Source organism: Thiocapsa sp. (assembly GCF_022340925.1).
Taxonomy (GTDB): domain Bacteria; phylum Pseudomonadota; class Gammaproteobacteria; order Chromatiales; family Chromatiaceae; genus Thiocapsa.
Window position 1 is genome coordinate 31,069 of the sequence record NZ_JAJDNA010000039.1, and the last position, 18,630, is coordinate 49,698.

Below are 18,630 nucleotides of genomic sequence, written 5' to 3' on the forward strand. Positions count from 1 at the left end.
GCCATGCCGGCCCCTGTCTATCGACGCATCCTTCTCAAGCTTAGCGGGGAGGCATTGGTCGGCTCGGAATCGCACGGCATCGATCCGGAGATCCTGGAGCGATTCGCCGCCGACATGCGTGATCTCGCGGCCGCGGGGGTCCAGTTGGCGCTGGTGATCGGCGGCGGCAACATCTTTCGTGGGGCGGCACTTGCTGCCAAAGGGATGGACCGGGTGACTGGCGACCAGATGGGGATGCTGGCGACGGTGATGAACGCCCTCGCCATGCAGGACGCGCTCGAGCGATTGGGTGTGGCAACCCGCGTGATGTCCGCCCTCAAGGTCAATCAGGTGTGTGAGGATTACATCCGTCGACGGGCAATGCGCCATCTCGACAAGGGGAGGGTGGTCGTCTTCGCCGCAGGGACCGGGAACCCCTTTTTCACGACGGATTCGGCGGCCAGTCTTCGCGCAATCGAGATCGGCGCAGAGATCCTCATCAAAGCCACGAAGGTCGACGGGATCTATTCGTCCGACCCGGTGGTCGACCCCGCCGCGACCTTCTACCCGCGCATCAGTTATGATCGCGCGCTGCGTGAAGGTCTTCAGGTCATGGACACCACGGCGATCGTGCTCTGTCGGGACCATGGCATGCCACTGCGTGTAATGAACATCAACGAGCCCGGCGCCCTGCTGCGGTTGATCCGCGGGGAAGACGTCGGGTCGCTGGTTGCGAGCGGGGACTGAAATGATCGACGACATCAAGAAGGATGCAGCGGAGCGCATGGCCAAGAGTGTCGAAGCACTGACCCATGAGCTGGCGAAGATCCGCACGGGTCGCGCCCACCCGTCGCTGCTTGACCACGTGATGGTCTCCTACTACGGCTCCGAGGTGCCGATTCGACAGGTCGCGAATGTCAGCGCCGAGGATGCGCGCACACTCGCCGTCACGCCCTGGGAGCGGAACATGGTGCAGGCCGTCGAGAAAGCCATCATGCAGTCGGATCTGGGGCTGAATCCCAATACCGCAGGAACGGTGATTCGCGTACCCATGCCCGCCCTGACCGAGGAGCGTCGCCGGGATTTGATCAAGGTAGCGCGCAACGAGGCCGAGCTCGCGCGGGTGGCCGTCCGCAACATTCGCCGTGACGCCAATCACGAGCTCAAGGAGCTGGTGAAGGAGAAGCTGATCTCCGAGGACGCTGAGCGCCGCGGGCAGGACCTCGTGCAAAAGCTGACGGACCAGTACATCAAAGACGTCGACTCGGTGCTGGCGGAGAAGGAAGCTGACCTGATGTCGATTTGAGACGGGCTGGCAATCCCGGATGCCGTGAACGTGGAAATTGCAACGCCCGCCGTCGACGCGACCGAGTCGGATCCATCCGTTCCTCGTCATGTCGCAATCATCATGGATGGCAACGGCCGCTGGGCCAAGCAGCGGGACCGTCCCCGCACGGCTGGCCACCGCGAAGGCGTCAAGAGCGTCCGTGCGGTCGTTGAGGAAAGCGTGCGCCGCGGCGTGGGCACGCTAACGCTCTTCGCGTTCAGCAGTGAGAACTGGCAGCGCCCCCGTTCCGAGGTCAATATCCTCATGGAGCTCTTCATGAGCGCTCTCCGGGGCGAGGTGCGGCGCCTGCACGAGAACGACGTGCGCCTGCGCATCATCGGGGAACGCCGTGCATTTCCGGAGAAGCTCCAGCGGCGAATCACCGAAGCGGAAGAGCTGACAGCAGGAAACCGCACCCTCAATCTCCAGGTCGCGGCGAACTACGGCGGCCGTTGGGACATCACCCAGGCCGCCCGCCAGCTGGTCGCGGATGTCCAAAGCGGGCTGCTCGATCCGCGTGCAATCGATGAGCAGTCGATTGCGCGGCGCTTGTCTTTTCCCGACCTGCCGGAGCCCGACCTGTTCATCCGAACGGGGGGGGAGCAGCGTCTGAGTAATTTTGTGCTTTGGCAGTCCGCCTATGCCGAGCTCTATTTCACCAAGCTGTTATGGCCCGATTTCGACGCGGCCGCCTTCGCGCAGGCCTTGGATGACTTCGCGCGGCGGCAGCGACGGTTTGGTCGGATCAGCGAGCAGGTCGAAGCCACGAGTGTGGTGAGCTTGTATGGGCGGGGTTGAGGCTTGGCGGGCCAACGGGACACTCAAGCGTCGGACTGTCACGGCGCTCTCGCTGGTGCCGCTCGTCATCGCAGCCGTCCTTTGGCTGCCTACCCAGGGACTTGCGGTCCTGTTATCGGGTGTGTTGCTCGTCGCCGCTTGGGAATGGTCTGCGCTGGCCGGGCTGTCGAAGCCGGTCACACGGATCGCGTATCTCGCGGCGATGCTGTCGGCGATGGCGCTGCTCTGGCAATGGCCGCAGGGGCAAGTCTTGTTGGTCGGACTCAGCGCGGTCTGGTGGGTGATCCAAGGGATCAGGCTGCTGGGGATCAGGACGATCGCGCGTGTCGAGGGTTTGCAGGTATCCTTGCTGCCCATCGGATTGCTCGTCCTCGTTGGCCTTTGGGCAGCCTTGGTGCATCTCCACGCCCTGCCGCGCATCGGAGCCGGCTTGGTGCTGTTTCTGATGTTCCTGATGTGGACCGCCGACTCGATGGCGTATTTTGTTGGACGCGCTTGGGGCGGCGGGAGGGCGAAGCTGGCGCCGGCACTGAGTCCTGGCAAGACGCGTATTGGCGTCTACGGGGCAATGGTCGGGGCGGGTATCTGCGCCCTGATCTTCGCCTGGACACAGTCTGCAAGCTCGGGCGCGACCTTGCTCATCCTGCTGGTCTGCGGTGTGTCGGTTCTGATGTCCGTGGTCGGGGACCTGTATGAGAGCCTTCTCAAGCGTCGCCGCGGCCTCAAGGACTCGGGACAGCTGCTTCCGGGCCACGGCGGCTTACTCGATCGAATCGACAGCCTAACGGCTGCCGCGCCGGTCTTTTCCTTGGGCATCGTCTTGATTGGGGCGGCAGCGTGATCGGCGTAACCGTACTCGGCTCGACCGGCTCCGTCGGTGTCAGCACCCTCGACGTGCTTGACCGCCATCGCGACCGCTTTCGCGTCGTTGCCTTGACCGCGAATCGCGACTACCGGCGCATGGCCGAGCAGTGCCGCCTTCACCAACCCGACGTCGCGGTCATGGTGGATGCCGGCGCCGCAGTGCAATTGCGCGCATTGCTCTCGGACATGCCGGGGTGCCCGGAGATCCTGTCCGGTGCTGGCGGCCTTGACCAAGTCGCTGCCATGCCGGAGGCCCAGTACGTCATGGCGGCGATCGTCGGTGCGGCTGGCTTGCCGCCGACGCTCGCGGCGGCGCGTGCGGGTAAGCGCCTGCTCCTTGCCAACAAGGAATCTCTGGTGGTCGCCGGTGCCTTGCTGATGCGCGCCATGGACGAGAGTGGCGCGGAGCTCCTGCCGATCGACAGTGAGCACAACGCCATTTTTCAATGTCTTCCGCCAAACTTCGCAGAGGGGCTGCCGTCGGTCGGGGTGGAACGAATCCTCCTGACCGCGTCCGGGGGGCCACTGCGCGACTGGCCCCTGGATCGCCTTGCGCTGGTGACACCCGAGCAGGCCTGCGCCCATCCGACCTGGTCAATGGGGCGCAAGATCTCCGTTGATTCGGCGACCATGATGAACAAGGGGCTGGAGGTCATCGAGGCCTGCTGGCTATTCGGGACGGACACCGACCGCATCCAGGTCGTGGTCCACCCTCAAAGTGTGATCCACTCACTGGTTCAGTACCAGGACGGGTCGGTCCTGGCGCAGCTCGGGAATCCCGACATGCGCACGCCAATCGCCCATGCGCTCGGGTGGCCAGGTCGTCTGGATGCGGGGGTTGCCGCCCTTGATCTCTTTGAGGTCGCTCATCTTGACTTCGAGCAGCCGGATCTCGAGCGTTTCCCTTGTCTCGGGCTGGCCGTTCAGGCAGCACGTCAAGGTGGAACCGCGCCGGTGATCCTGAATGCGGCCAACGAGGTTGCCGTGGCCGCCTTCCTCGACCGACGCATCGACCTGTCGGGTATCGCTGCGATTGTGGATGGGGCGCTCGAGTCTTTGCCGAGTGAGCCCGTCGATGGTCAAGACCTGGCATTTCTTTTGGAAGTCGATCGGCGGGCGCGCCAGCGCGCGGAACAATTGGTGCGAATGCGGGTCAACTAGGCGCGATGGACATCCTCTTCACGCTGGCTTCGTTCACGGTCGCCCTCGCCATCCTGATCGCCGTCCACGAGCTCGGACACTTCTGGGTGGCGCGGCGTTTGGGTGTGAGGGTCTTGCGTTTCGCAATCGGATTCGGCCGGCCGTTGTTGCGCTGGCAGCGTAGTCCCGACGCAACTGAGTATGTGGTCGCCGCCTTTCCGCTAGGCGGCTACGTGAAGATGCTCGATGAGCGCGAGGAACCGGTCCCTCCGGAGCAGTTGCATCTTGCATTCAACCGTCAGGCCCTATGGAAGCGCTCGGCGATCGTCGTCGCCGGTCCCCTCTTCAACTTCCTATTCGCGATCCTGGCCTACTGGGCCATCTTCATGGCCGGTGATTCGGGCCTGAGGCCGGTCGTCGGTGAGGTCGTCCCGCAATCGATCGCAGATCAGGCGGGTTTCCAGGTCGGCGACGAGTTGATCCGCATCGGCGACCGGGACGCGGGGAGTTGGGAAACGGCGTTGTTCACCTTCATCGCAAAGTCATTGGACGGTGGAGAGCTCGCGGTACGGGTGCGTGACAAGTCCGGCAGCGAGCTGGAGCGATGGATCTCTTCGGATGCGGTTCGTAGCCTGGCCGAAGAGCCCGATCTACTCGGCCGTCTCGGTCTCGCGCCACGGCGCCCGATTCTGCCGCCCGTCATCGGGGAGCTCGTCGCCGGCGAGCCGGCCGAGTTGTCCGGGCTTAGGCAGGGCGATCGGATCTTGTCCGCGGATGGCCGTCCGATCGAGACCTGGCAGGACTGGGTGAGCCTGGTCCGCGAGCATCCAAACGAGACCCTGGAGATCGATGTCGAACGCGACGGCGGCGAGCAGCTTCGCCTGAGCATTACCCCACGACCGGTGAAGAACGATGGCGGGGAAGTCGGCCGCATCGGGGCTGGCGTGAGCGTGCCCGAAGGCTTGCTGGATCAATACAGCGTCGAGGTCCGGTACGGGCCGATCGAGGCGGTAGAGCGGTCGGTCGCCAAGACGTTCGAGATGAGTCTGATGACGCTGCGTGTGATCGGTCGGATGCTGATCGGACAGGCCTCAATCCAGAACCTGAGTGGCCCGATCACGATCGCCGAGACCGCCGGACGGACAGCGAGCCACGGGCTCGACTCCTTCGTGAAGTTCCTCGCGGTCGTCAGCATCAGTCTGGGCGTGCTCAACCTCCTGCCCATTCCGGTTCTGGATGGTGGGCACCTGCTGTATTTCCTCATCGAGGGGGTCAAAGGCAGCCCCCTCTCGGAAGCGGCGCAGGCCCAGGGGCAGAAGATTGGGCTGATCCTACTGGCCGGACTCATGACGCTGGCATTTTACCTGGATCTGTCCCGACTGTTGGGCTAAGCCTGACGAATCACTTATACTAGCGCGCCTGGAACGCCGACTGCGTCGCAGACTTCGGCTTGATCGAGGGGACCCTGTCTTGCGCGCGATATCTTTGATGCCCCCTTGCTGCGCCCGGCGCCAGCTCCTGCTCCTGAGTCTCCTGTTGGCGCTCCACACCCCCCTTATGGCCGAGGTATTCCAGATCTCGGACATTCGGGTGGAGGGTCTGCAGCGGATCGCGCCCGGAACGGTCTTCAACTATCTTCCTGTCCAGGTCGGCGACACGGTCGGTGACGGCGTCACCGGAGGCATCATCCGCTCGCTGTACCAAACCGGTTTCTTTGACGATGTCCGTGTCGAGCGCGAGGGCGATGTGCTGGTCCTGTGGGTTCGTGAGCGACCGGCGATCGCTCAGATCGATATTGCGGGAAACCGCGACATCGACACCAAGGTGCTCACGTCCGCCTTGGCCGACATCGGTCTCAAAGAGGGCCGGGTCTTCGACCGGTCCGTATTGGATCGCATCGAGCAGGAGCTTGAACGGCAGTATTTTGCTCGCGGCAAGTATGGCGTCCTCATTCAATCGACGGTTTCCCCGCTCGAGCGCAATCGCGTCGCGGTCCGAATCGAGATCACCGAGGGACTGACCGCGCGGATCAAGCAGATCACCATCATCGGGAGCAAGGCGTTCCCGGAGAAGGAGCTGCTTAAGCAATTCGAGCTGGGCCCGACCCGTTGGAGCTCATTCTATTCGAAGAATGATCGATATTCGAAGCAGAAGCTCGCTGGCGATCTGGAGTCGTTGCGATCGTTCTACCTGGATCGTGGTTTTATTAAGTTTGATATCCTCTCGACCCAGGTCTCAATCAGCCCGAACAAGAAAGACATCTATGTGACGGTCGTCATCGCCGAGGGCGAGCCCTTCCGTATCAGTGACATCAAGCTGGCCGGAGAGCCCTCGATCCCGTCGGCCGAGCTCTTCCCGCTCATCTATCTCAAACGCGGCGAGTATTTTTCGCGCCGCGCCACCACCGAGAGCGCAGAGCGCATCTCGAATCTGCTCGGCGACCGCGGGTATGCCTTCGCCAATGTCAACACCATTCCCGAGATCGACGAGGAGGCCAGGGAGGTTGCGGTCACCTTTTTTGTCGATCCGGGTCAACGCGTGTATGTCCGCCGAGTCAATATGAAAGGCAACACCCGAACCCGGGACGAGGTCCTGCGTCGGGAGATGCGTCAGTTGGAATCGGCCTGGTTCTCGGCCGACCTGGTGCGCAAGTCGCGTGAGCGGCTGCAGCGGCTGGGTTACTTCGAAGACGTCTCGATCGAGACGCCGGCCGTGCCCGGATCGACCGATCAGGTCGACGTGGACGTGACGGTGACGGAGAAGCCAGCCGGTAACCTCTCCGCTGGGGTGGGCTTTTCGCAGTCTCAGGGGATCCTACTCAATGCGAGCGTCACGCAGAACAACTTCCTGGGAACGGGTAAGCGGGTCTCGCTGGGCCTCAACACGAGCCGTGCGACGCAGCTTTACCAGTTCGCCTACACCAACCCGTTTTACACGGTGGACGGCATCAGTCGCGGCTTCAATGTCTCGTACCGTGAAACCGACTTCGATGAATTGATCGGCGCCGACTACACGACCGACGTCGGCGTGCTGGGGATCAATTTCGGACTGCCGATCTCAGAGACCAGCCGTGCCGGATTGGGGCTGCGCTATCAATATACGAATTTCACACCGGGTTTTTCCCAACTCGCGCAAGAATTTGTCGAAGACAACGGCGATGTCTTCAACGACTTCATCCTGTCGGCGAGCTATACAAACGACAGTCGCGATACCGCGATCTTCCCGACACGCGGTGGCTTGCGCACGCTGCGGGCCGACCTTGCGGTTCCCGGCAGCGACCTCCAATACTACAAGTTGATCTATCAAGACCAGATCTACGTTCCCTTGACGAGCCGGTTCGTGGTGTCCTTGTCGGGGGATGTCGGATACGGCGAGGGTTACGGCGACACGGACGAGCTACCCTTCTTCGAAAACTATTACGCCGGGGGGCCGCGAACGGTGCGCGGTTTTGTCGCCAATTCCCTGGGGCCCCGTGAGACGGATACCAATGATCCGGTGGGCGGAAATCTCAGGCTGGTGGGGAGCGTCGAGCTCTTCGCGCCCGCGCCCGTCGGGGGTGACTTCGAAAAGACCTTGCGGCTCGGCGCCTTTCTCGACTTCGGTAACGTTTGGCAGACCAATGACTCAGATCTTGTGAGTCCAACGGGCTTCGATCTAGGGGACCTGCGCTATTCTGCGGGTCTCTCGGCGACCTGGTTGTCGCCGGTCGGCGCCCTATCGATCAGCTTGGCCTTTCCGCTCAACGAGGAGGATGGGGACGATACCCAGGCCTTCCAGTTTGGCATCGGACAGACGTTCTGAGGGAGGGCTCGCGTGAGGCGGTTGGTTGGTTGTTGTTTTGGTCTCTTGTCCCTCCTGGCACTGCAGGGTGCGGCTGCGGCCGAGTATCGGCTCGCTGTGGTCGACCCCAACCGCGTGGTCGAGCAGTCGCCCCAGTACGAGGCGGCAGGGGCTTCCCTCCAGCGTGAGGTCGAAGAGCGTGAGCGCGTCCTGCGCGAGCAGCAGGATCAGATCTCCGCCTTGCAGGGGCGCCTCGAGCGCGAGGGCGCCTTGATGAGCGAGGGCGAGATCCAACGCCTCAAGAACGACATTCGCAGTCGGACCCGAAAGCTCAAGTACGCCCGTGATGAGTTCCAGGAGGACTTTGCGCTGCGTCAGAACGAGCTGCGCACGAAATTGGCCCTGCAAGTGCGAGAGGTCGTGGTCGAGGTCGCCAAGGAAGAGAAGATCGACCTCGTGATCAGTGAAGGGTTGGTGTATTTCAGTCCAAGGATCGATATCTCAGATAAGGTGATCGAGCGCCTTAAACAGGACTTTGGAGACAAGTGATGGGTGGATCAGGTCGTTGTCGGCTGTTTGTCTAAGACCTTGGAAATCTCGCTGAGCGAACTGGCGGGGCGCTTGGGCGTGCCCTTGCGTGGAAACGGGGCCGCCAGGGTTTCACGGATCGCCCCGCTGACGTCGGCCGACGAGATGAGCCTCAGCTTTCTCGGCGACGCCCGCCTTCGCCGGGCCCTCGAGTCGACTCGGGCCGGCTGTGTGGTCTTGACGGAATCGGATGCCGACGTCGCGACGGTTCCGGTCCTGTTGAGCGAAAACCCCTATCTCACCTTCGCACGCGCGGCCTGGATCCTCTATCCTCCGCGCCCCGTCGCCGGCGGTGTTCATGGGAGTGCGGTCGTTGCAGCCAGCGCGCGGATCGATCCGTCGGCATGGATTGGCCCCACCTGCGTCGTGGAAGCCGACGCGGTGGTCGGCCCCCGCGTGTTCGTCGGCCCGGGTTGCATCATCGGGGAAGGCGTGGAGATTGGTGAGGATACCCGGCTGGTCGCACGCGTCACGCTGTGCCCCGGGACCCGGATCGGCAAACGGGGGCTCCTGCACCCGGGGAGCGTCATCGGACGCGAGGGTTTTGGATTCGCGCGCGATGAGGATCGCTGGATCCGTATGCCGCAGGTCGGTCGGGCCATCCTGGGCGACGACGTCGAGATCGGTGCCAACACGACGGTCGACCGTGGGGCGATCGCGGATACCATCATCTCAGACGGCGTGAAGCTGGATAACCATATCCAGATCGGCCATAACGTGCAGATCGGTGAGAACACGGCGATGGCCGCCAATACGGGGATCTCTGGGTCGACGCGGATCGGGCGCAACTGCACGATCTCAGGGGCTGTGGGGATGGCGGGTCATCTGGAGATCGGCGACGGGGTTCATTTCACCGGCATGGCGATGGTGACCCGATCGGTCTTGGAGCCCGGCTCCTACAGCAGCGGCATCCCGGCGATGCCAAGCGCGGACTGGCGACGCAACGTGGCCCGTTTTAAACATCTGGATGAGCTGGCGCGTCGCATCAGAGAACTTGAGGCGCGTATCGATACGATGAATGAAGCAAAAGGGCGGGAGGCTACCTAGAATGGAGGGATCGCATCTGACGCCGACGCACGCGGACGCGCGTCTTGGCCGCTCGGAGGACGCCGTGAGCACAATGGACATCCATAAGGTGCTGAGTCTCTTGCCGCACCGCTATCCTTTTCTATTGATCGACAGAGTCGTCGATTTCAAGATCAACGAGTATTTGGTCGCCCTCAAGAATGTCTCCTACAACGAGCCCTTTTTTATGGGTCACTTCCCGGTGCGTCCGGTCATGCCCGGGGTCCTGATCGTCGAGGCCATGGCGCAGGCGACGGGATTGTTGGCGATGGCCTCGCGTCCTGATGAGGTGGGTGAGAAATCTCTCTATTATTTTGTCGGGATCGATAAGGCCCGCTTCAAACGGCCGGTCGAGCCCGGAGACCAGTTGATTCTTGATGTGAAGCTCGGTCCGGTGCGTCGTGGCATCTGGAAGTTCGACGGTGAGGCGCGCGTCGATGATCGCATCGTTGCAAGCGCTGAGATCATGTGCACGGCACGAGATTTCACTGCTTGATTCACCCCACCGCCGTCATCGATTCGTCCGCGCGGTTGGAGGCCGGTGTCGAGGTAGGGCCTTTCGTTGTGATCGGACCCGACGTCGAGATCGGGGCCGGCACCCGGGTCGGGCCGCATGCCGTGATCAGAGGACCGACACGGATCGGTCGGGACAATCGCATCTTTCAATTCGCCTCCGTCGGTGAGGATCCGCAGGACAAGAAGTACGGCGGTGAGTCCACCCATCTGGAGATCGGCGACCGTAACCAGATTCGCGAGTTTGCCACCCTCCATCGCGGGACCGTTCAAGACCAGGGCGTCACCCGGATCGGCAGCGACAATCTCTTCATGGCCTATACCCATGTGGCCCACGATTGCCGCATCGGCGATCAGGTGATCATGGCGAATGCCGCATCGCTCGGTGGGCACGTGCAGGTGCACGACTGGGCCATCCTCGGCGGCTTCACGATCGTCCATCAGTTCTGTCGGATCGGTGCGCACAGCTTTTGCGCCATGGGGTCTGTCTTGAGCAAGGATGTCCCGCCCTACGTCACTGTCAGTGGACAGCCCGCCGAGCCACACGGGATCAATGCCGAGGGACTGCGGCGCCGCGGCTTCCCGGATGAGACGATTCAGGTGATCAAGCGCGCTTACCGCACGCTGTATCTGGCGAATCTCAAGCTCGCAGAGGCCGTGTCCGAGCTGCGCGCGATGGCCGAGAGCGTGCCGGAGATCACCCGGTTGGCTGACTTCATCGACGACAGCACGCGCAGCATCGTGCGCTGATGTTGCGAGTCGGAATCGTCGCAAACGAGGCGTCCGGCGACATCCTGGGTGCCGCTCTAGCGCGTGAGATCCGCAGGCGCGTCCCGGACGTCCGCTTCGTCGGTGTCGCCGGACCCCGGATGTTGGAGGCGGGTTGCGAGAGCCTCTTCGACATGGAGCGGCTGTCTGTGATGGGCCTCATGGAGGTTCTCGCCCAGCTTCGCGAGCTCCTCGGACTGCGGCGGGAGCTCGAGCACTATTTCCGTCAAACCCCCCCCGATGTCTTCATCGGGGTGGACGCACCCGACTTCAATCTGGGGCTCGAACGGCGGCTGCGTCGCGTGGGCATTCGAACCGTGCACCTGGTCAGCCCAACCGTCTGGGCTTGGCGTCCGGGTCGGGTCAAGTCGATCCGCCGTGCCGTCGATCTGATGCTGAGTGTCTTTCCGTTCGAGGAGCCATTCCTGCGCCGGCACGGCGTGCCGGCTCGCTATGTGGGGCATCCGCTCGCCGACGAGATTCCGATCGAGATCGATCGGAGTGCCGCACGGCGCGCCCTGGGAATGCCGCGGGTCGGCTCGTTGATCGCCGTTCTGCCCGGCAGTCGGATGGCGGAGGTCGAGCGTTTGGCCGGGCCCTTCATCGAGGCAGCCAGCCAGTGCCTTGCGGCCCGCGGTGATCTGCACTTTCTGGTGCCTCTGGTCAGCGTTCGTGTGCGCGAGCGATTCGTCGGGGAGTTGGAGCGGGTCGCTCCGAGTCTGCCGGTCACCCTGGTCGACGGTCGGAGCCGCGAGGTCATTGCCGCCGCGGATGTCGTGCTCACTGCCTCCGGCACCGCAACCCTGGAAACGCTGCTCTGCAAACGTCCGATGGTCGTGGCCTATCGTGTCCACCCGATCTCCTATCATCTGGTCAAACAGCTCGGTCTGATCAAGGTCCCCTATATCGCGATGGCGAACCTCCTGGCGGAGCGGGAGCTGGCACCTGAGCTGATTCAGGAGCGCTGCCGTCCCGAGCTGCTGGCGCGGGCCGTGCTGGCTTTTCTGGACGACCCGGCACGCGTCGCCGAGATTCAGGCCGAGTACCGGCGTATCCATCTCCGGCTCCGGCACGACGCCGCCGGCGCCGCCGCCGAGGCCGTCCTGGAGCTGATCGGCCGTGAGCCGCGCCGGACATGACGTGCAGGGGGCGCGGGTGAGCACGAGCGACACCCCCATCCTGGTCGCCGGGGTCGACGAGGCGGGTAGAGGACCCCTGGCCGGCCCGGTGAGCGCCGCCGCCGTGATCCTCGACCCCTTCCGGCCGATCGCCGGCCTTGCCGACTCCAAGACACTGACCCCGGCGCGACGCCAATCGCTGGAGCTGGAGATCCGCGATTGCTCCCTGGCCTGGGCGGTCGCTTGGGCGAGCGCCGAGGAAATCGACCGGATCAACATCCTGCAGGCATCCCTGGTAGCGATGCAGCGTGCCGTCGCGGCGCTGGCCATCCGCCCGAACCGGGTCCTCGTCGACGGGAATCGTTGTCCGGATGTGGGTTGTGAGGCCCAGGCGGTGATCGGCGGCGATGGGTCGGTCCCTTCGATCGGCGCAGCTTCGATCCTTGCGAAGGTCGCCCGCGACCGCCTCATGTGTGAATTGGACCTCGCGTTTCCCGGTTACGGCTTTGCCGGTCACAAGGGCTATCCCACACGCGCCCACCTGGCGGCACTGCGCCGTTTGGGGCCCTGCCCCGAGCACAGACGCACCTATGCACCTGTCCGGGTGCTGATTCAGCCTCCGGAGGATGAACGGCGACCAGACGCGCGACCACGGAAATGACCGGGCATGTGCGTCAGGATTCACCCATCTCGCGTTCCAACCTGCGTTTGACGTCGCCGGGCGAGCCGGTGCGGCGGGCGAGCAGATCGTAGGCGACCGGGACCACGAAGAGGGTGAAGAGGGTCGCGGCCAGGACGCCGGCGAGGATGACGGTGCCGATGACGGAGCGCGTCTCCGCGCCGGCACCGCTGGAGAGGAGGAGAGGGACCGATCCGGCGGCGGTGGTGATTCCGGTCATGACGATGGGGCGCAGACGGACCTCGGCCGCTTCGACCAGCGCCTCACGGAAGGCCCTGCCCCGGTCGCGCAGCTGGTTTGCGAACTCGACGATGAGGATGCCGTTCTTGGCAGCAAGCCCGACCAGCATGATGAGTCCGATCTGGCTGTAGAGATTGAGCGTCAGTCCGGCGAGCCATAACGCAAGTAACGCGCCGGCCATCGCAAGCGGCACCGTCAGCATGATCACCAGGGGGTGAACCCAGCTCTCGAACTGCGCCGCGAGGACGAGAAAGACCACCAACAGGCCCAGCGCGAAGACGAACAGGATGTCCTGGCTGCTCGAGCGGAAGTCGCGGCTTTGCCCCTTGTAATCGATCTGGGCCTGCTCCGGCAGGTGCTCCGCGACCTTGGTTTCCAGGTAGCTCAGCGCATCACCGAGGGCAAGACCCGAATCGAGGTTGGCCTCAATGGTAATGGCTCGCAGCCGGTTAAACCGGTTGAGGCTCTGTGAATCGGCCGACTCGATCACGCTCACCAGATTGGAGAGAGGGATCAGCTCGGCGCTGCGATCGGATCGGACATAGAGATTCTCGAGGCTTCCGGGGGTGCGCTGCTCGTCACGCTCGCCCTCGAGGATGACGTCGTATTCCTCGCCCCCGTCCAGATAGGTCGTCACCTTGCGCGACCCCAGCATGGTCTCGAGCGTGCGTCCGACGTCGCCGATCGTGACGCCGAGATCGGCCGCCCGATCGTAGTCGATCTGGATCCTGAGCTGGGGCTTGGTCTCCTTGTAGTCCCAGTCGATCCCCGTCAGGCCGGGGTTGTCCCGCTCGATCGCCTCAAGCAGGGTGTCCCGCCATTCGGCGAGCTCTTCGTAGGTTCCTCCGCCGATCACGAACTGAACCGGCTTCTGGATCCGCGCACCGAAACCCTGGCGCATCACCGGGAAGGCGGTCACGCCGGGCAGGTCGGCCAGCTTGACCCGCACTTCGTCCATGATCACCCAACCGGAGCGGCGCTGCTCGAAGTCGTTGAGCACCATCACCACCATGCCGGTGTTGAAGAGCGCGGTGTTGGAGAAGGTGCGTGGCGCCCGTACCAGCAGTCGGATCGCCTCGCCGGATTCGACGTAGGGCATGAGCCGGCGCTCGATCTCGTCCATGTAGACACTCATGTACCGATAGGACGCCCCTTCGGGGCCGTTCACCAGCACGAAGAAGGCGCCGCGATCCTCTTTCGGTGCGTATTCCCTCGGGATCTGACCGAACAGCCAGACTGCCCCGGCGAGCGTCGCGATGAAGGCCAAGAGCACGATCCAAGGCTGGCGCAGCAGAAGCCTCAGGAGGGTGGCGTAACCGCGTCGGACCCGCTGAAAGGCCCGCTCGACCGCCTGGCTCAGCGAGGCATGCCGATGCACCCGCGGAAGGATCTGGGACGCGAGCATCGGCGACAATGACAAGGCAACGAAGGAGGAGAAGAACACCGCGGCCGCCATGGTGAGCGCGAACTCGGCGAAGAGCCGCCCGACGTCGCCTTGGAGGAAGGCGATCGGCACGAAAACCGAGACCAGAACGACGGTCGTCGCCACCACCGCGAATGCGACCTGGCGCGTCCCGCGATAAGCGGCCACGAGCCGCGTCTCACCAGATTCCTCCATCCGTCGATGGATGTTCTCCAACACCACGATGGCATCGTCGACCACCAGGCCGATCGCCAAGACCAACGCCAGCAAAGTGAGGATATTGAGAGAGAATCCGAGTGCGAGCAGAACCGTGAAGGTGGCGACCAGTGACACGGGCACGGTGACCGCCGGCACCAGCATGGCCCGCACGCTGCCGAGGAAGAGGAAGATCACCAGGATGACCAGCCCGATGGCGATGGTAAGCGTCTTGTAGACCTCCTTGACGGCGTCTTTGATGAAGACCGAGGAGTCGAAGCTCTGCTTGATCGCCATGCCCTCGGGCAGCGTTGGGTTGATCCGCGCCGCCTCGGCCTTCGCCGCATCGGCCACCGCGATGGTGTTGGCGGTCGACTGCTTGATCACGCCGATTCCGACCATGGGCACGCCGTTGCCGCGGAAGAAGGTCCGATCTTCCTCGGTGCCGCGCTCGACCCGCGCAACGTCTCCGAGACGTACCAGATAGTCGTCGCGCCCGCGCGCCAGGACCAGGCGGGCGAAATCGTCGGCCTCCTCGAAGGCCCGGCTCATGCGCACGCCGAATTGCCGATCGACCGACTCGATCCCACCCGCGGGGAGCTCGAGGTTCTCCGCCCGCAGGGCGGCTTCGACGTCCGTTACCGTCAGGCCGCGGGCGGCCAGCTCGTTGCGGTCGAGCCAGACCCGCATGGCGTACACCTGGCTACCGCCCACGCGGATGCGCGCGACCCCGTCCAGCACGGAGAAACGATCCACCAGGTAGCGCCGCGCGTAGTCGGTCAGCTCGGGCACGCTCATGCGGTCGCTGACGAGGTTCAGCCACATGATCACGTCTTCGTTGCTGTCAACCTTCTGGATGTCGGGCGGCTCGGCCTCGGCCGGGAGCTGATCCAGGACACCCGAGACGCGGTCGCGGATGTCGTTGGCCGCGCCGTCGATGTCGCGGTCGATACTGAACTCCACGGTGATTGCCGAGCGTCCGTCCTCGCTGACGGACTCGACGGTGCGGATACCCTCGACACCGGCGATCCGATCCTCGATGAGCTGGGTGATGCGCGTCTCGACGACGTTGGCCGCGGCTCCGGGATAGATGGTCTCGATCGAGACCACGGGCGGATCGATATCCGGGTACTCGCGCAGGGGCAGGCGGTCGAAGGCCACCAGCCCGAAGGCGACCAGCAAGAGCGACAGGACGGTGGCGAGGACCGGGCGGGTGACCGAGATGTCGGACAGGATCATGGGATCTGCCCCGTCCCGGGCCGCAGATAGGGCTGATCCTTGTCGGTCGAGAGGATCTCGACTGGCTGACCGGGCCGGATCTTGCCATGGCCGTGCACGATGACGCGGTCGCCCTGCGCGAGCCCATCCCGCACCTCGACCAGGCCCGGTTTACGCGTCCCAATGCGGATCGGGCGCCGTTCCGCGGTAAGACCCCCCTCGGCATCGACGACGGCGAGCACGAAGTGTGCCTCACCCTGATGAAGGACGGCCGCCTCGGGAATGACGAGGCCATCGCGCGGGTCGACCAAGAGCTCGACCTGCATCAGCAGGCCGGGCTTCAGGGAGCGTTCGGGGTTCGGGATGAGTGCACGCACCTGGATCGATCGCGCCACCGGATCGATGCGACTGTCGATGCCGCGCACGACGCCCTCGAAGAGCCGGTCGCCGAAGGCGCGCGTGCGCGCCTCGATCCGGAGACCGGGTGCAAGCGCGGTCAGATAGACGCTCGGGACCGTGAAATCGAGCTTCATGAGGCTGTCGTCATCAAGTGTCGTGATCACGTCCCCGGGTTCCACCAAGGCACCACGGCTGACATTTCGCAGACCCAGCACGCCGTCGAAAGGGGCCCTGATGAGCCGGTCGGAGAGCCGCGATTCGATCGCGACCAGAATGGCCCGGGCGGTGTCGAGGTCGCGCTTGCGCTCGTCGAGGAGGGATTCGGAGGCCGATCGTTGGGCTACGAGTGCCTTGACGCGCTGATATTGACGCTCTGCCTCACCGACCCGGACCTGCGCCTCGTCGAGCTGGGCATGTTGCTCGACACTGGTCAGCTCAACCAGGACGTCTCCCTCGCGCACCCGCTGCCCGTCGACGAAGTGAATGGCCGAGATGGTTTCGGTGACGTTGGAAGAAATGGTGACCGATTCGTTGGCCTTCAGCGTCCCCAAGGCCTCCACGCGCTCGGCGAGCGGGATCGGCCTGGCTTCCGCTACAGTGACGGCAACCGCAACGGCGGAGGACGGGACCGTCAGGGCCGCGGCAGCGATCACGGCGAAAACCAGCGTCAAGAGGTGCATCGGGGGTGAGCGGGATATCAAAAGGGGCTGGTTTGAGCAGCGATGCTCGCAGCGCACGGTCGCACACCGGATCCGCGCAGCCGTGGGTCGGCGACGGCGGCTTGCGGCCGCCGGCGATCGCACCCGCTGCCGCGCGAACCCGCTCCGGCTCAATGCCCGGCGCGGGAAGCGGACTCCGCCTGGCCCTTCATCTTGTTGACGATCGCATAGACACCGACGTGCCGATTCGGGCTCAGATGCTCCTGGAGTCGCAGTGCTTCGAAGAGCGTCTCGACATCCAGTGCGGCGATCTCGTCAGGGCGCTTGCGGGAGAAAAGTCCGACCAGGAGGGCCACGACGCCTTTGATGATGGCCGTATCGCAGTCGCCGCGAAACACGAGATGGCCCGGCTGGTCCGGGGCCGGGTGGGCCGAGACGTGCACCAGGCTCATACACTCCGTGACGCGGTTGGCGTCGGTCTTGTCCTCGGGGGGCATCGGAGTCAGCCGCTCGCCGATCTCTACCAGATATTGATAGCGTTGATCCCAGTCACCGAGTAACTCGAAGTTCTCGATGATCTCGGTCATCTCCGCGTTGAGCATCGGTTCGGGTCCTGGCGTCAGACGCTGAAGGACTCGCCGCAGCCACAGGTGTCTTTGACCCTCGGGTTGCGAAACTCGAATCCCTGATTCAGTAAGCTGGATCGCACGAAGTCGATCTCCATGCCGTCGATCCGACTGAGGCTGTCCTCATCGACGACGACCTTGACGCCGTGACTCTCGAAGATCCGGTCTGTCGGCTCGACCTGATCCGCGTAGTCGACATTGTAGGCGTAACCGGTGCATCCGCTCTTGCGGGTCCCGACACGCAGGCCAATGCCGTGCCCGCGCTTGTCCAACATGGCCGCAACATGGTTTGCGGCTGCTTCCGTCAAGCTCACTGCCATGGCGTCGTTTTCCTCGTATCGCTGAAGGGTCTCACGTCTGACGATGTCGACATGTGCACGCGCGGGATGTTTTCAACCCCGACCCGACTCACGGCCGCTGTGCTCGTTCGTTCGGTTGTACCCTGAGAGCGGCTGCGTGGCGCATGCGCTTTCGCAATTGACGAGGGGCGGCCGACATCGACCGCCGCCCCAGCCAGCGCCTGGTGGCGCCAGATCAATGCCGGTGCTCCGCAGTTTCCATGCTTGCCGCCGCGGCCATGTCCAACAGACCTCTCATGAGCGCGGCCCGGTCAACCGTCGGGAGCGTCTCGATCAGCGCCTGTTTGTCTTCCGGACTGAGCGGTAGGTGTGCGCAAAGCAGGTTCGTGAGGTCCGTGTCTGCCATCTGCTCGACATCATCCCAGGGCACCTCGACGCCCCGCAAGGCACAGTACGCCTTCAAAGAGGTCAGAAAGCCCTTGCGATCGGCGATCACTGAATCACTCTCTCGATAGTCTGCCGCGAATGGCTCCCAATCGACGCTGACCCGTCGATAGCCGCGCCTCTGCGAGATCTCCTTGACCACCTGGAAGCGGCACACCCCGGTGAGGACCAGCACGATCCTGCCGTCGCTCGTCTCGCTGTAGGAGGTCACCCGCCCTGCGCATCCGACGCGATGAATCTCAGGTACGTCTTCGGTCATCGTCTCACTGGTCGGCTGGATCATCCCGATCAGATGGTCCGATGCCAAGGCATCGAAGACCATGCTCAGGTAGCGCGGCTCGAAGACATTGAGCGGCAGTTGAACGCCCGGCATCACCACAGCCCCGGCCAACGGGAAGATCGGGATCTCGGCTGGCAGCTCAGCGAATTTCGGAAAGAAGGGGTTGCGGGTCATCGGATGCTCCAGTTCCCGGATCGCGGCGAGAGTCCGGCGATGCTGTTGATCGGT

General features: G+C 63.9%; 18 protein-coding genes. 13 read left to right on the forward strand and 5 right to left on the reverse strand.

The annotated features are described in order from the left end of the window. Positions 1-3: 3 nt before the first annotated feature. From pyrH to rnhB, 13 genes are all read left to right on the forward strand, one after another. Positions 4-726, forward strand: coding sequence for a UMP kinase (pyrH, locus tag LJE61_RS04995; RefSeq protein WP_296913843.1), 723 nt, complete (start codon positions 4-6; stop codon positions 724-726). A gap of 1 nt (position 727) precedes the next feature. Continuing rightward, positions 728-1,285, forward strand: a complete 558-nt coding sequence (gene frr, locus LJE61_RS05000) for a ribosome recycling factor (RefSeq protein ID WP_296913845.1) — start codon at positions 728-730, stop codon at positions 1,283-1,285. 30 nt (positions 1,286-1,315) lie between these two features. Beyond that, on the forward strand, positions 1,316-2,104 hold the full coding sequence (uppS, locus tag LJE61_RS05005; RefSeq protein ID WP_296917669.1) for an undecaprenyl pyrophosphate synthase: 789 nt from the start codon (positions 1,316-1,318) through the stop codon (positions 2,102-2,104). After that, positions 2,091-2,945: a phosphatidate cytidylyltransferase gene (locus tag LJE61_RS05010; protein ID WP_296913850.1), complete on the forward strand. Its 855-nt coding sequence runs from the start codon at positions 2,091-2,093 to the stop codon at positions 2,943-2,945. Before uppS ends, LJE61_RS05010 begins: the two co-directional genes overlap by 14 nt. Continuing rightward, complete coding sequence (ispC, locus tag LJE61_RS05015; protein ID WP_296913852.1) at positions 2,942-4,129, forward strand: 1-deoxy-D-xylulose-5-phosphate reductoisomerase; 1,188 nt, start codon at positions 2,942-2,944, stop codon at positions 4,127-4,129. Before LJE61_RS05010 ends, ispC begins: the two co-directional genes overlap by 4 nt. A gap of 5 nt (positions 4,130-4,134) precedes the next feature. Beyond that, positions 4,135-5,499 carry an RIP metalloprotease RseP gene (gene rseP / locus LJE61_RS05020; protein ID WP_296913854.1) on the forward strand — a complete coding sequence of 455 codons (1,365 nt, stop codon included), beginning with the start codon at positions 4,135-4,137 and terminating at the stop codon, positions 5,497-5,499. Between the two features lie 79 nt (positions 5,500-5,578). Continuing rightward, complete coding sequence (gene bamA, locus LJE61_RS05025) at positions 5,579-7,909, forward strand: outer membrane protein assembly factor BamA (protein ID WP_367114907.1); 2,331 nt, start codon at positions 5,579-5,581, stop codon at positions 7,907-7,909. Positions 7,910-7,930: 21 nt separating this feature from the next. After that, positions 7,931-8,437, forward strand: a complete 507-nt coding sequence (locus LJE61_RS05030; RefSeq protein WP_296913866.1) for an OmpH/Skp family outer membrane protein — start codon at positions 7,931-7,933, stop codon at positions 8,435-8,437. A gap of 39 nt (positions 8,438-8,476) precedes the next feature. Then, positions 8,477-9,523: a UDP-3-O-(3-hydroxymyristoyl)glucosamine N-acyltransferase gene (gene lpxD, locus LJE61_RS05035; RefSeq protein ID WP_296913868.1), complete on the forward strand. Its 1,047-nt coding sequence runs from the start codon at positions 8,477-8,479 to the stop codon at positions 9,521-9,523. Between the two features lie 73 nt (positions 9,524-9,596). Further along, positions 9,597-10,037: a 3-hydroxyacyl-ACP dehydratase FabZ gene (fabZ, locus tag LJE61_RS05040; RefSeq protein WP_296913871.1), complete on the forward strand. Its 441-nt coding sequence runs from the start codon at positions 9,597-9,599 to the stop codon at positions 10,035-10,037. Continuing rightward, positions 10,034-10,804 (forward strand): acyl-ACP--UDP-N-acetylglucosamine O-acyltransferase, encoded by a 771-nt coding sequence (gene lpxA, locus LJE61_RS05045; protein WP_296913860.1) that lies wholly within the window; start codon positions 10,034-10,036, stop codon positions 10,802-10,804. The genes fabZ and lpxA overlap by 4 nt, the downstream gene beginning before the upstream one ends. Next, a complete protein-coding gene (gene lpxB, locus LJE61_RS05050) occupies positions 10,804-11,961 on the forward strand; it encodes a lipid-A-disaccharide synthase (RefSeq protein ID WP_296913862.1) in 1,158 nt (385 codons plus the stop codon). Before lpxA ends, lpxB begins: the two co-directional genes overlap by 1 nt. Beyond that, on the forward strand, positions 11,942-12,601 hold the full coding sequence (gene rnhB, locus LJE61_RS05055) for a ribonuclease HII (RefSeq protein ID WP_296917671.1): 660 nt from the start codon (positions 11,942-11,944) through the stop codon (positions 12,599-12,601). Before lpxB ends, rnhB begins: the two co-directional genes overlap by 20 nt. 13 nt (positions 12,602-12,614) lie before the next feature. Here rnhB and LJE61_RS05060 read toward each other — a convergent pair whose 3' ends face one another. From LJE61_RS05060 to LJE61_RS05080, 5 genes are all read right to left on the reverse strand, one after another. After that, positions 12,615-15,716 carry an efflux RND transporter permease subunit gene (locus LJE61_RS05060; protein WP_296917673.1) on the reverse strand — a complete coding sequence of 1,034 codons (3,102 nt, stop codon included), beginning with the start codon at positions 15,714-15,716 and terminating at the stop codon, positions 12,615-12,617. After that, positions 15,713-16,774 carry an efflux RND transporter periplasmic adaptor subunit gene (locus LJE61_RS05065; protein ID WP_519972947.1) on the reverse strand — a complete coding sequence of 354 codons (1,062 nt, stop codon included), beginning with the start codon at positions 16,772-16,774 and terminating at the stop codon, positions 15,713-15,715. The genes LJE61_RS05060 and LJE61_RS05065 overlap by 4 nt, the downstream gene beginning before the upstream one ends. Before the next feature lie 149 nt (positions 16,775-16,923). Beyond that, complete coding sequence (locus tag LJE61_RS05070) at positions 16,924-17,355, reverse strand: SufE family protein (protein WP_296911266.1); 432 nt, start codon at positions 17,353-17,355, stop codon at positions 16,924-16,926. Between the two features lie 17 nt (positions 17,356-17,372). Beyond that, positions 17,373-17,699 (reverse strand): HesB/IscA family protein, encoded by a 327-nt coding sequence (locus tag LJE61_RS05075; RefSeq protein WP_296911268.1) that lies wholly within the window; start codon positions 17,697-17,699, stop codon positions 17,373-17,375. 214 nt (positions 17,700-17,913) lie between these two features. Beyond that, complete coding sequence (locus LJE61_RS05080; RefSeq protein ID WP_296917675.1) at positions 17,914-18,576, reverse strand: LON peptidase substrate-binding domain-containing protein; 663 nt, start codon at positions 18,574-18,576, stop codon at positions 17,914-17,916. Positions 18,577-18,630 lie beyond the last annotated feature (54 nt).

Excerpts from the sequence above, each read along its gene's own strand:
- LJE61_RS05060 (WP_296917673.1), bottom strand. The coding sequence starts at position 15,716 with ATGATCCTGTCCGACATCTCGGTCACCCGCCCGGTCCTCGCCACCGTC.
- lpxB (WP_296913862.1), top strand. The coding sequence starts at position 10,804 with ATGTTGCGAGTCGGAATCGTCGCAAACGAGGCGTCCGGCGACATCCTG.
- LJE61_RS05010 (WP_296913850.1), top strand. The coding sequence starts at position 2,091 with ATGGGCGGGGTTGAGGCTTGGCGGGCCAACGGGACACTCAAGCGTCGG.
- LJE61_RS05080 (WP_296917675.1), bottom strand. The coding sequence starts at position 18,576 with ATGACCCGCAACCCCTTCTTTCCGAAATTCGCTGAGCTGCCAGCCGAG.
- rseP (WP_296913854.1), top strand. The coding sequence starts at position 4,135 with ATGGACATCCTCTTCACGCTGGCTTCGTTCACGGTCGCCCTCGCCATC.
- pyrH (WP_296913843.1), top strand. The coding sequence starts at position 4 with ATGCCGGCCCCTGTCTATCGACGCATCCTTCTCAAGCTTAGCGGGGAG.
- LJE61_RS05075 (WP_296911268.1), bottom strand. The coding sequence starts at position 17,699 with ATGGCAGTGAGCTTGACGGAAGCAGCCGCAAACCATGTTGCGGCCATG.
- frr (WP_296913845.1), top strand. The coding sequence starts at position 728 with ATGATCGACGACATCAAGAAGGATGCAGCGGAGCGCATGGCCAAGAGT.
- fabZ (WP_296913871.1), top strand. The coding sequence starts at position 9,597 with ATGGACATCCATAAGGTGCTGAGTCTCTTGCCGCACCGCTATCCTTTT.
- LJE61_RS05070 (WP_296911266.1), bottom strand. The coding sequence starts at position 17,355 with ATGCTCAACGCGGAGATGACCGAGATCATCGAGAACTTCGAGTTACTC.
- LJE61_RS05065 (WP_519972947.1), bottom strand. The coding sequence starts at position 16,774 with ATGCACCTCTTGACGCTGGTTTTCGCCGTGATCGCTGCCGCGGCCCTG.